The organism is Viridibacillus sp. KH_047, from assembly GCF_057838945.1.
On sequence record NZ_CM174479.1, the window covers coordinates 1,638,322 to 1,651,339 of the forward strand.

Sequence of the window (13,018 nt, forward strand, 5' to 3'; positions counted from 1 at the left end):
AAAATGTTTGAAAAGGATTGTCGGCTGTTACAGTTTTAATCAGGTATAAATAGGATATTGTTGTAATTAGTGGTATATTAACTGTAACAATACATGAGAGAAGTGGGTGTTTTATGACTAATACATATGTGGCTGGAATTGTAACTTTGAGGGAGGTACGTGTTAACTAACCCCATACATTAGGCCTTCCAAAAGTTGTACTTAAACTTTAGGAGGATGGTACGTTGAATATTGAAATGAAAGATTTAGGTTTAAATGACTTTTTCTTAAAAGAGGCAAAACATTTTGAAGGTTTTCATGTTGGAAGAGTGTCTTCATTATCAAAAGGGATTTATAAGTTAATCACTGATCAAGGTGAGCTGAAAGCGGAAGTATCTGGAAAGTTTCGTTTCAAAGCTACAGGAGCCAGAGATTATCCGACCGTTGGAGACTTTGTTATGATTAAACGAGCTGATGGGAATAGCATAATTCACCATGTGCTATCTCGAAAAAGTTTACTTGTACGCAAAGAAGCCGGAATGACTCAAGAAACTCAGCTTATTGCCGCTAACATTGATAAAATTTTTATATGTATGTCGTTAAATAATGATTTTAACATAAGACGAATGGAACGCTATCTATCGATTGCATGGGATAGTGGAGCGGTACCAGTTATCGTGTTAACTAAGGCAGATTTGTGTGAAAATGTTGAAGCAATGCTAGAGGAAGTGTCTAATATTTCTATAGGCGTTGATGTTATCGTGACTTCAAGCGTCGATAATGAGGGCTATGGACCGGTTAAGAACTACTTATCTAGTGGACAGACGGTAGCTTTTATTGGATCATCTGGTGTTGGAAAATCAACATTAATAAATGCGTTACTTGGTCAAGAGCTTATTGAAACAAGAGGTCTTAGAAATGATGATAAAGGAAAGCATACGACAACAAGACGCGAACTTTTTATGATTGAGGATCTTGGTGTTGTCATCGATACCCCTGGTATGCGAGAGTTGGGGGTGCAAAGTGTTGATTTATCAAAATCATTTTCAGATATTGTTGCGTTAACGAAGCAGTGTAAATTTAAAGATTGCCAGCATAAGAGTGAACCAGGCTGTGCCGTACAGCAGGCCATTACAAATGGAGAGCTTTCAAATAAAAGATTACAAAGCTATCAAAAGCTTGAAAGAGAAGCAAAACATGCTGAGTTGAAAGCCGAGAGTCGGGAAAAAGAAAGACTAAAAGATAGGCTTGATAATTTGCGAGAAACAAAGCGAATTAGGAAAGCTGCTAAGGCAAAAAACAGAAGAAGATAACATGAAGGAGCGACTATAGTTTAAGGTCGCTCCTTTATGTTATTTGGTAACCGAGCATCAATTGTATACAGGTAAGTAGAACAAGAAATCTATGTAGGTATGCCGTATAAATCGGATAATCGATCGAACACCACTGATTATTGACGTATGTTTTTCAAGATTTAATAACTTTTTTTTGAGCAGAGCCAACATTGCTAGATTATATAAAAGTATATATCATATAAAAAAACTTGTTGGAGCTAGTCTATCATTAATATACTATTGCATTATCTAAAAGAAAACGATTCAGAAGTTAAGATTAAGTACTATTGACACGAGGGAGGAACATCATGAGTTTATATTCAAAATCAATGATAGAAAAAATGGATGATACATATGAAAATGAATTTTCATTACCGATTTTAACAGAGATAATCCCTTTTCAAATTAGTGAATTTTATGAGCTTAATTGTAGAGGCGAGATTGAAAAATTATTATCTCAAGAATATAAAATTTTGATAATAACACCCAATTTACCTATAAGAAAGATTCTATCTCATTTACATCTACAAGCTCAGAATAATTATTTTATACTATACGATGTAAGTGCTAGTTCATACACTGATGATATTTGGGAGTTATTAAATGAACAACAATACGCCAATGGACATTCTTTCTTTTTCATGAAAGATACAGAAGGGATAGAATTTGAACTTCCCCAATCAAGTACCAAAAGATTAAAAGTTCTCAACATAAAAAACAACGAAATCATTATATTACGATTAGAATTAGGTGAAGGTATCCTCCTAACATTCCGTGAGTAGTAGTAACAAGAGGAAAAAAAGACCATTCTTTAATGAATGGTCTTTTCTTTATTCACTAACGAATCAGTATTTACTTCACGGTCTTTTATTAAACTATCTATTAATACGTAGCCGAAAATAAGTCCGCCAATTGTTATCAATAATGTACTTTGTGAAACAATTAATTCATTCGCAAAGTAAAAATATTCACCTATAAATGTGTAAGTCAAGAAGGGGGACACAGCAATAAATAATGCTGGTATAGCAATGACCACAATCTTTATCCAATCAAAAGTCCATTGTTTCTTTTCTTTAATTTCAATAATCAATTTAGGTAAACGAAGTAATATGCCAATAAGTATAGGGAATGCGAAAGAAAACCTTAGCAAGGGAAGAATAATATAATTTGTGGAGGCTTCCTTTTCTAAATGCAATTTATAACTAAGTCCAAGGTAAATCATAACCCCGACTATTATTAACGAAATGAAATAACGTGAAAAGCGTTTCACCTTCAACTCCTCCTTAAAAAGTTTGATAATCTTTTAATATCCAAATGCGCTCTTTTATAATAATATTTTCCTATTTATTGTATTGAAAAGCAAATGAATTTTTCATTATATACGGTTTAAATGGATAATCCCTTATGGACAGTATATTAACATATGCTCCGAGTTGTTATTCATGAACATGAATACACTTGAAAAAATCAATTTATTAATTAAATGAAATTTCTGTAGCGAGTCCTTTATCTCAGAACAAGAAAGGTATGGTTGTTAGAACAATAATCCTGGAAGATAATACTTAACAACTTTAATGTTGTTCAAATCTTCCAGAGGAATGGTTATAATTATTGCATAGAGTGGATAAAAATCAATTAATTGGTAGGGGTAATGAAAGATGGATGACAAATTTAACATTATGATTGTCGAAGATGAACAGAAGATTGCTCAAATGATTGAAGAAAACTTAATCAAATGGGGATATGATGTATTTTCGGTAAAAGATTTTCAAAAAGTAGAAGAAGGATACTTGTCAGTGAAACCTCATTTAGTGTTGTTAGATATTAATTTACCTTATTATGATGGTTTTTATTGGTGCGAGAAAATTAGGAAGTATTCTAATGTACCCATTGTATTTGTGTCTTCTCGAAATGAGAAGATGGATATTATGATGGCAATTAATATGGGCGGGGATGATTTTATTCAGAAGCCATTCTCAATGGACATACTTGTGACGAAGATTAATGCGATAGTCCGTAGAACGTATACATATCTTTCTCCTAGTTTAGATGTGCTCAAACATAATGAATTGACATTAAATTTGAAGAATTCAACGGTTATGTTTGGTGAGAAGGAAAGTGAGCTTACAAAAAATGAATTTAAAATATTGACTGTTTTATTTGAAAATAAACAAGAAATAATTAGCCGTGATACGCTAATGCGTGCTTTATGGGAAGATGAGAGTTTTATTGATGACAATACTTTAACAGTTAATATAAATCGTTTGCGTCGTAAGCTAACGGAAATGGGAGTGGAAGATTATATCCAAACGAAGAAAGGGCAAGGGTATATGCTAATATGAGTGTTTGGCAGCATTTATTATTTCAAAGCCGGTTAATCATAACCTACATTATGATTATGTCGTTTATAACAGTAATGATTTATATCAATCCAAAACTCTCTATGCCAATGAATAATTTATTCTACCTTTACCTTATCTCAACTTGTTTCTTTTTCTTGTACATATTTATAGAATATTACTTTATCAAAAAGCACTTTAATGCATTGCAGAGTAGCTGTAGAGATGGTTTTATAATTCAAGAAGAGCTATTGACTCCTAAAACATTGGAGCAAAAGTTGTTTCAACAAATATTAAAACAAGTTGATCAACAGCATCAGCAAAAAGTCACAAGTATTTTAAACGATAAAAAAGAAACGATGGATTATATGACATCATGGTTCCATGAAATTAAAACCCCGATCTCGGTTAGCCGGTTAATTATTGAGAATGAGAAGAAAAATCCAGTTTTGAATAGTATTGAGGAAGAAGTAGATAAGATAGAAGGATACGTTGAACAGGCACTCTATTTCATTCGAGCGGATGATTTCAATCAAGATTATTTTATTGTTCCTGTAGATTTAGATGTGGTAGTTCGATCAATTATTAAACAGAATGCCAAGATATTTATTCAAAAAAAGATAAAACTTACGTTGGAAGTAGAGTCTACAGAGGTACTAACGGACCAAAAATGGCTAGTCTATATTTTGGCACAAATTCTATTTAATGCTTTGAAGTATACTTCGCCTCAGGGTGAGGTGAATATTTCTACAGAAGAAGATGATATAGAAAGAAGGTTAATCATTGAGGACAATGGGATAGGAATAGATCAGTCCGACATCCAGAGAGTTTTTGATAAAGGCTTCACGGGGATGAATGGAAGAAGTCACGGGAACTCAACGGGCATGGGGCTATATCTAGCTAAGAGATTGGCGAATAAATTAGGACATTCAATCACTATCACTTCAGAAAAGAACCACTTTACAGTTGTTACTATACATTTTCCAAAACTGCATGATTACTATGTAATAACATAATTCAAAATGAGCGGCAGCCACCTAATTTGTACCTGCCGCTCATTTTGTTATTTAAGATCTCTACAAATATTAACATCTATGCTATTTTTGTACTTTGCCGAGTCTAATTGACGAGTTTATTTAATTCATAGCTACAATAGCGAACATCGCATGAATCGACGCGTTTTTAAGGTTTTTAAGGATGTACACCACGACCTCAATCTTTCTCGTACTCATTTTCCATCATCTCTAAAGAATTACATGTGTAGATGATTGGAGTGAAGGTGGCGACTCCTGCGGGAAAGCGAGACAGTCCAAGGCCCTGCAGGAGCGTAGCGACGAAGCGACTTGGCGCTCGCCCGAGGAAAGCGTCCACCATAGCAGATTAGCATTTAATATAGACGATAGAAAAAAGACTGTTGAGAAAAACGAATTTCTTCGCATTTTGTCTACAGTCTAAGAGATAGAAACGCTATTGGGGTCCTTTTTATACATTTACTATTTTGTTACAAGAAATAACAGTTAATACATAGTAAGAAATATAAAGAATTGTATAGGATACGATGCAAATGATTACAGGTATCATGAAATTGATATCCATTAAATTTGAGATAGCAGTTAAAATCATACAACTATGAGTAATACCTACGATTAAAGGTAGGAGAAAGACAACCGAATATTGTTTAGCAATAACGCGCATTATTTCGCTTTTTTGAACGCCAAGCTTCTTTAATGTTGTATATCTTACTTTATCGTCAGTTACTTCTGTTAGCATTTTAAAATAAATCATACTACCCGAAGCTGCAAGGAACACTAATCCCAAAAATCCACTAATAAAGATTAGTAATCCGTAGACAGATTGTGCTTCTTGATAGCTATCTGAAAAACTGAAGAATTGTACTTCACTAGGAAGAACTTTCAAGATTTTCTTTGTCAGTGCAGCAGATTTAACTTCGTTTGTTACTTTCAAAGTATGTACAGTAGTAGGCGGATTCTCACCTTTAAATTGACTGTATACTGAGTCATTAACAACGATAAAGAAAGGCTGAACAGGGTCATTTAACAACGATATCGATTTGTTATCAACAATCTTTATTCTTGAATCATCTGTTGATGACTGCAAAGAAATCGATTTGTTTACGTTTTCCTGTTGGTCTTGTGAACCAATGAAATTGTTGATAATTGTTAGAGCTTCCGTTTTCTTTAGAGGTGCAATTGTATCTAAGTCTAATTTCTCGGCTAGCTGAATGTAAGTTTCGTTTGAAATAACAGCAAATGATTCATCAAAGTAGAAATAACCTCCAGGAACTTTTGAGAGCTCTGAAACTTCGCCTTTTACCATTGTATACTCCAAGTCATACTCAAAGATCAAGGAATGGTCATCTTCTTTGTTAATCAATTCACGGATTTTTGCATCTATATCAGAAGTTGTACTTTCATATTGATAACTATATGGAACAAAATTCTTCATTGTATCAAGTGTATTGTAATAAATACTATAAGCAAATCCAAAAGCGATAAGTGTGCCAGCATTCAGTATAGATATAATAGTGAACATAAAGGCATTGCTCTTTAATCGATTAGTTAACTGTGTAAAATTTAATAGATTAGACCACTTAAAATAAAATGACTTATTCTTCTGTAATAGTACGAAGATAAAGGCACTTAAAGAGTGGAATAACAAAAACGAACCAATAATCATAGAAATAATTAAGATGATAATAGCACGATCAAAGTGCTGATCCCAATTACTTGATTCTGGAGACTGTAGTAATAACCAGTAGCTACCTCCAATCATTGCAATGGCAAGCAAGGCTAACAAGAAAGAAGGCTTATTTATTTTCTCTTCTTTTTTAGTTGCATGAAATAGTTCGATTAGTTTAAAACGATAAATAATAAAGTAACCTTGTAATGACGTAAGAAAAATTATTACACTGAAAACAAGTAAAGTTTGTATGATTGCTTTTGAATTAATAGTAAATGTAATAGCAATAGAAAAACCCATTAATTTCACTAAAATCATACTGAAGAAAACAGAGAATAATTCCCCGATTGCCAGCCCAATTAAAAGTGCAAGTATACCCATTATAAAGTTCTCATAAAATAGCATCCTGCCAATTTGTTTTTTCTCGACGCCTAGTAATGAATATAAACCAATAGCTTTCTTACGTCTTTTAACAAAGAAATTATTCGAATACCAGATGAAGATGGATACAAATAGTAGTAAAAGAATAGAAGAAGCCCCAAAAGCCGATTGAAGTTTATCTGTATCTGTTAGAGCCAGGATAATTTGGTTATTGTATTGTAGTGATAAAAAAGTAAAGTAAATCGTAATACTTAGTGTCATAGATGCAAGATAAAGAAAGTATTGATAGAAATTGTGCTTAATATTCTTCTTTACAATATTAAACATGTTCATAGGTCCCACCCCCTATAGTAGAAAGCGTATTTAATAATAGGTTAAGGAATTCTTTTCTGTCTTTGTCTCCTCGTACAATTTCTGTGAAAAGGCGTCCATCTTTCATAAATAGTACTCGATTACAATAACTAGCCGCAAAAGCATCATGTGTGACCATTAAGATAGTCGAACCGTAATTTTTGTTCAATACACCGAATGTATTAAGAAGATCTGTTGATGATTTAGAGTCTAAAGCTCCAGTAGGCTCGTCTGCTAAAACTAGACTAGGATTTGTAATAATTGCTCTTGCAACGGCTGCTCGTTGTTTTTGTCCCCCAGAAACTTGGTAAGGGTAAGAGTTTAAGATAGTTTCAATTCCGAGTATGTTAGCAATTTCTAGCACTTTAACTTCCATCTTCTGAGCTGGCCAATTAGCTAGTGAAAGTGGTAGTAGAATATTTTCTTGTATCGTTAAAGAATCTAGCAAGTTATAGTCTTGAAAGATAAAGCCCAGATGCTTTCTTCGGAATTTAGCTAAATCCTTTTCATTCATTGAGTCTACTGATTCACCCCCAATGACAATACTACCTGACGTTGGTTTATCAATTGTTGAAAGGATATTCAGCAGTGTAGTTTTTCCAGCTCCGGATGGTCCCATAATACCAACGAATTCCCCTTTGTTAATCGTTACATCTACTTGATGTAGAGCAGTATATATGTTGTTTTTTGCGCCAAAAACTTTATGTATCGAATTTCCTTTTAAAATTGTATCCATATTAAAACTCCTTTCAAGAGTTAGTTTGTACTTTAACAATACGTTGAAATCTGAGGTTTCTCCATCGATTTCCCAAACAAGTAGTTCCTGTAACTTACATTTTTGTCACAATAGAAGTGTTTTATATAGATTGACTTTGCGTGGGTACGTATTTATATAATAATTAGAAAGTTGAGTTAAAAATAGGTGTATGTTGAAATTAATGGTGTTATTTGCGGATTTAATACATCTATAATTTTATAGAATAGATTTGAAAAAATTTAACTTACATATTTAGGCGGGGAAAATATAAAGCAAATAGAATAGATAAATCAAATTTGTTGTTTTTTAACAACCAAATAAAGAGAGTCTGTAACTATCAAAAAGCGAGGGGTCATGAATGAATCAATTTATACCAGTTTGGGAGAATGTTTTGAACACTTTTCAGCAAGTAGATGCTTCAGGTGCTGCCTTAATGGTTATGAAAGAAGGACAAGTTGTTGCAGAGTCATACACTGGTTTTCAAAGTAAAGCCTTTGGAGCAAGGGCTATGCAAGAGGACACATTATTTCATCTAGCTTCAGTTCGAAAAACATTTATCGGTTTTGCTGCAGCTTACTTACTCCAAGAGGGGGTAATTCAATCACTTGAGCAAGAGATTACATCGTTTTTCCCTGAAATGGATAGTGGAATATTAGTGGGAGTTACCATTCGCCATTTAATCACTCATACGCATGGATTAAGACTAGTAAATGGCGAACTTAAAAAGGAGTTTCAAGCAGGGGCAAGCTGGGCTTATCGTAATATTGGCGTAGATTTATTGTCTGAAATCATTAAGAAAGCTTCAGGTAGAACGATTGCTAATATTGTTGAAACTGAAGTGTTAGCTCCATGTGGTCTAACAGAGATTGGTTGGTATGGTGAAATGAATTCTAGGCACGTTGAAGTGATTCGAAATGAAAACAATCCACATTGGTATACAAGTAACAATATAGATGGCAGCAAAATGAATATGTATGCTTCTGTTAGAGATTTAGCTAGATGGGGAGCACTACATTTATCTAAAGGAAAAGTGGACGGTAAACAATTGATACCTCTTGAAATTTTTGATTACTGTACAGCTGTTCAAAGCCCAAATACTTTACCTTTGGACTATCCAAGGAATGGTTTCTTTTGGTTTGTCCAAGGAGCCTCATGTGATCGAACAGAAATAGGTGCAGCGGTATCTAATGATGCTTATCAAATTCTCGGCTATACAAATGTTACTTTGTTAGTCATTCCAGAGCATGAGATAGTTGCGGTACGTGCTTTTAATAACTTCGGTTCACCAGTTGGATATGATTACTTGAAGGACGTTCGTTGTTTTGGGAATTGTGTGATGGAATGTTTGTAATAGAGACATAATGATTAAATAGCTACCTTCAAGAAAAGTAGTAATTTCTTGAAAGTAGTTATTTTTTTTATTAGTGGATGATTTAACCTATTCGAAGTTATAGGAACAAGATTTGACCTATTCATCTCTTCATTTGATGCACTCAGAGAGTGATTTAACCTACTCGAGGGAACATTTAACCTATTCGAACCAAATAGGAACTTAATCTGATCAATTCATATCCATATTTGACTCCCTCAGGAAGTGATTGTATTCTTATTTAGTGATAAAATAACTATTTTTAAAATTAAAGTTCTAATAAGTAAGAGCTAGCCGTCAATTTCGTATATAATGGTAAGATAGAGAAGAATTGATATTCCACAGACCAATTGTCGAAGAAAGCTTGAATCATCTCAATTATAATTTTAAAGGAGTTTGACATAACTTGAGTAAAAAGTTTGAAACAGAATTACCAGAAGACTATGCAGAACTAAAAAAAGAAGCGAATTACACTTCTAGCTGGAGAGATCGTCTATCAGCAGTAATTGAGCTAAGCACTTGTAAACACCCTAAAGTAATCGACCTTCTTAAAAACCGTATGGAAAATGATACAGTATACAAAGTACAAGAGGCGGCTTACAAAGCTCTAATTGCATTTGGAGAAAATGTAGAGCCACCTAAAGTACAAAAATTTGATATTATCAAAGGTACTGATAAAATCCTAATCCGTGTGAAGAAAAGTTTACCAGCTGATCACTCATTTGAAGACTTCGCTGGAAAACTTGAACGTATGCGTTTAGATGTATACGATGCATACGAAGGTCATAAAGGTAAAGAATTCAAAACATGGCTTGAACAAAAATGGTCAAGCTTAAATAAATAATACATTTATTTATTTAAAACCAACTAGACGCTTAGTACAATGAAAAACTAACGCAACTAAAATTTCATACAAAAAGGCGACATGGCGTTCAATTCTAGCCATGTCGCCTTTATTTTTATGTTTTACTGCAAATCTCTCCATCAAATGTTGTCTAAAAAATACCTAAACCTCAATAATAACTGGCAAAATCATCGGCTTTCTTTTTGTCTCAGCATTTATATACTGGCCTACTGATTTTTTAATCTTTTTCTTCATTTTATTAATACTACCATCTAAAGATTCATTAACTGTTGTTTTAACAATGTCATTTACATTTCTTATAAGCTCTTCGGAATCTTTTGCGTAAACGAATCCGCGGGAAATGGTGTTAGGTTCAGAAACGAGTTTGCTTTCTGTTTTAATTAACGTAACAACTATGACGAGCATGCCGTCTTCAGATAGCTGTTTTCGATCTCGCAAAACGATGTCCTCTACTTCGCCAATGCCAATACCATCTACGTAAGTATCTCCAGCAGGGACTTTTCTAGTTTGACGAGCTAGTGAGTTTTCAATATCGACGACATCTCCGTTTTTAATGATGAAGGTATTGTCTTTTTCTATGCCAACGGATTCAGCTAACAAGCGGTGTAGGTATAACATTCTATATTCACCGTGAATGGGAATAAAATATTTAGGTTTCATTAATGTTAACATAAGTTTTAGGTCCTCTTGATAACCGTGTCCCGATACGTGCATTCCCGTTTTACTAGCTGATCCATAAATAACTTTGGCTCCCATTTGAAAGAAGCTATCAACTATCCGCGATACATCTTTTTCATTACCCGGAATAGGGGATGCTGCAAAAATAACCGTATCATCAGGTAACACTTTTACTTCCCGGTGATTCGAAGTGGATAAACGAGAAAGGACCGCAAGTGGCTCTCCTTGACTCCCTGTACATAAAATCACTACATCTTCAGGTGGTAAATACTTTACGTCTCGTGCCTCAATGAGCAAGCCATCTGGTAAATCTAAATATCCGCGTTCTACAGCAACGGATACGACATTCACCATACTACGACCAAGCAGTGCAAGCTTTCGATTGGTTTTTAAGGTTGCATGGACTATTTGCTGAATACGATTAACATTTGAAGCAAAGGTCGAAATAATAATCTTACGCTTAGCTTTCATAAAGGCGGCTTCAATATGCTCACCTACCAATTGTTCAGAAGGTGTAGAGCCAGGGCGTTCAGCATTTGTACTCTCGGATATGAGGAGTAATACCCCCTGCGTACCAATCTCACTCATTTTATGAATATCTGAATATTGATCATTCATTGGTGTTAAATCGAATTTAAAGTCCCCGGTATGAACAACCTTTCCTTCAGGTGTGTCAAAGACAATGCCTAAACAATCAGGAATACTATGGCTTGTTCTAAAAAAGCTTACTGCAATGTCACCAAACTCTAACTTTGAATCTGAGTTGATTTGTACCAATTCTGTAGTCCTAAATAGTTTATGTTCCTTTAATTTTAGTTCAATTAATCCTAGTGTAAAACGAGTAGCATAAATAGGAACATTTAGTTTTTGCAAGAAGAATGGAATTCCCCCAATGTGGTCCTCATGCCCATGTGTTACCACTAAAGCCCTGATTTTTTCCTTGTTTTCTTGTAAATAATCAACATCAGGGACGATAAGATCAATTCCTAATAAGCTTTCATCCGGAAATTTAGCGCCACAATCGACGATTACAATATCATCTGCGTATTGTATAACATACATATTTTTTCCTATTTCATTGATACCACCTAAGGCGAAAATAGATAATGTTTTATTACTTAGAGTCAATGTTATGTCCTCCTACTCGACTATTCTTTTTCTCAATGAGATGCAATATTGGCTGTTTTGATTTCTTATTCAGTATTGCTTTTGAGTCATTTTTCTATACGAATGCACTTAATGTCCTACATAACAAGGTATTTGGGGATGTTTGTAGAATAAAATCTATCATATAGATAAAGCAAGTTGCTCTTAATGAAGAATAGGGCAGTTTAAATAGAGGGGAGGATATTATGAAACGATTAGTACCATTAATAGTTGTTTTTGCTCTTTTAGTAGGAATAGGTGTTTTTTATTATGCGAATGTAGATAAGAATTATTATGAATTACAGGAATTCTATGATTTCCCTGTTCCTAAAAGTGCTATATTGGAAAGTGAAAATGAGAAAGCTAAAAATTATATATGGGAACCATCAACAGGTACTGAGGTCCCACTTAGTTACCGGTTAATGATAAAAAAGAACGGGTGGAAACAAAAGGAAATTTATGGGCATAATGTTATTTACAAAAAAGGTGACGATTATATAGAGCTCATTCTTGCCCCAGATTTTATTGGTATCTTAAAAGTTTTTTAATTAAGTCGGTATTATCTTATTAACGATTATTTTTGGTGTTGATGCGCAAACGTGTTCAGTTTTTTACTGTAAAATGTGGTATAATATGACATATGATTGAAATGGTCAATATAAGGAGGGCTGCATTTTATGAGAAGAGGTACTATTAATTTTGCATAGTAAAGGCTATTGCAAAATATTATAAACAAAATAATAGCCTTTGCTATTCCTAAAAGAACTATTAAAATTTAGGAGTGCAAAAATGAGCTATAAAAAAGCAAATAATCTTCTGCCTGCAGAGTTGGTAGAGTTAATACAGACATATGTCGATGGTGAATATATTTATATCCCAAAAAGAGAAGATAATAAAAAGTCTTGGGGATCAGGTACTGCTACAAGGAGAGAATTGGATTTAAGGAATTCTAATATTTACAACGATTTCTTATCGGGAATAGATACAACTACCTTAGCGGAAAAATATTATTTATCATCCAAAAGTATCCAAAGAATCATACTAAAAGAAAAGAAAGCAAATAATAAGTCAATGTGGTTATAAACTACATTGGCTTATTTTCTTTTATGAAAAAAGGAT

The 13,018-nt window shown here is 33.6% G+C and carries 12 protein-coding genes; 8 read left to right on the forward strand and 4 right to left on the reverse strand.

Annotated features, from left to right (window positions below; translation table 11 throughout):
• Positions 1-224 precede the first annotated feature (224 nt).
• Both rsgA and AC3IS5_RS08265 read left to right on the forward strand, forming a co-directional pair.
• Positions 225-1,292, forward strand: a complete 1,068-nt coding sequence (gene rsgA / locus AC3IS5_RS08260) for a ribosome small subunit-dependent GTPase A (protein WP_489427358.1) — start codon at positions 225-227, stop codon at positions 1,290-1,292.
• A 329-nt stretch (positions 1,293-1,621) separates the two neighbouring features.
• Positions 1,622-2,095, forward strand: coding sequence for a hypothetical protein (locus tag AC3IS5_RS08265; RefSeq protein ID WP_489427359.1), 474 nt, complete (start codon positions 1,622-1,624; stop codon positions 2,093-2,095).
• Between the two features lie 29 nt (positions 2,096-2,124).
• Here AC3IS5_RS08265 and AC3IS5_RS08270 read toward each other — a convergent pair whose 3' ends face one another.
• A complete protein-coding gene (locus AC3IS5_RS08270; RefSeq protein WP_489427360.1) occupies positions 2,125-2,583 on the reverse strand; it encodes a hypothetical protein in 459 nt (152 codons plus the stop codon).
• Between the two features lie 388 nt (positions 2,584-2,971).
• On the opposite strand from AC3IS5_RS08270, the gene AC3IS5_RS08275 reads away from it, so the two are divergent.
• Positions 2,972-3,655 carry a response regulator transcription factor gene (locus tag AC3IS5_RS08275; RefSeq protein WP_489427361.1) on the forward strand — a complete coding sequence of 228 codons (684 nt, stop codon included), beginning with the start codon at positions 2,972-2,974 and terminating at the stop codon, positions 3,653-3,655.
• Positions 3,652-4,668, forward strand: coding sequence for a sensor histidine kinase (locus AC3IS5_RS08280; protein ID WP_489427362.1), 1,017 nt, complete (start codon positions 3,652-3,654; stop codon positions 4,666-4,668). Before AC3IS5_RS08275 ends, AC3IS5_RS08280 begins: the two co-directional genes overlap by 4 nt.
• A gap of 466 nt (positions 4,669-5,134) precedes the next feature.
• Here AC3IS5_RS08280 and AC3IS5_RS08285 read toward each other — a convergent pair whose 3' ends face one another.
• Together AC3IS5_RS08285 and AC3IS5_RS08290 are read right to left on the reverse strand one after the other, a co-directional pair.
• Positions 5,135-7,066 (reverse strand): FtsX-like permease family protein, encoded by a 1,932-nt coding sequence (locus AC3IS5_RS08285; protein ID WP_489427363.1) that lies wholly within the window; start codon positions 7,064-7,066, stop codon positions 5,135-5,137.
• The gene (locus AC3IS5_RS08290) at positions 7,053-7,820 is read right to left on the reverse strand and encodes an ABC transporter ATP-binding protein (protein ID WP_489427364.1); all 768 of its coding nucleotides are present in this window, start codon (positions 7,818-7,820) and stop codon (positions 7,053-7,055) included. Before AC3IS5_RS08290 ends, AC3IS5_RS08285 begins: the two co-directional genes overlap by 14 nt.
• Before the next feature lie 379 nt (positions 7,821-8,199).
• On the opposite strand from AC3IS5_RS08290, the gene AC3IS5_RS08295 reads away from it, so the two are divergent.
• Both AC3IS5_RS08295 and AC3IS5_RS08300 read left to right on the forward strand, forming a co-directional pair.
• Positions 8,200-9,192: a serine hydrolase domain-containing protein gene (locus AC3IS5_RS08295; RefSeq protein ID WP_489427365.1), complete on the forward strand. Its 993-nt coding sequence runs from the start codon at positions 8,200-8,202 to the stop codon at positions 9,190-9,192.
• 424 nt (positions 9,193-9,616) lie between these two features.
• A complete protein-coding gene (locus AC3IS5_RS08300) occupies positions 9,617-10,054 on the forward strand; it encodes a HEAT repeat domain-containing protein (protein WP_489427366.1) in 438 nt (145 codons plus the stop codon).
• Positions 10,055-10,216: 162 nt separating this feature from the next.
• Here the strand turns inward: AC3IS5_RS08300 and AC3IS5_RS08305 are convergent, their stop codons facing one another.
• Positions 10,217-11,881: a ribonuclease J gene (locus tag AC3IS5_RS08305; RefSeq protein ID WP_489427367.1), complete on the reverse strand. Its 1,665-nt coding sequence runs from the start codon at positions 11,879-11,881 to the stop codon at positions 10,217-10,219.
• A gap of 224 nt (positions 11,882-12,105) precedes the next feature.
• On the opposite strand from AC3IS5_RS08305, the gene AC3IS5_RS08310 reads away from it, so the two are divergent.
• Together AC3IS5_RS08310 and AC3IS5_RS08315 are read left to right on the forward strand one after the other, a co-directional pair.
• On the forward strand, positions 12,106-12,447 hold the full coding sequence (locus AC3IS5_RS08310) for a hypothetical protein (protein ID WP_489427368.1): 342 nt from the start codon (positions 12,106-12,108) through the stop codon (positions 12,445-12,447).
• Positions 12,448-12,688: 241 nt separating this feature from the next.
• A complete protein-coding gene (locus tag AC3IS5_RS08315; protein WP_489427369.1) occupies positions 12,689-12,982 on the forward strand; it encodes a CD3324 family protein in 294 nt (97 codons plus the stop codon).
• Positions 12,983-13,018: the final 36 nt, after the last annotated feature.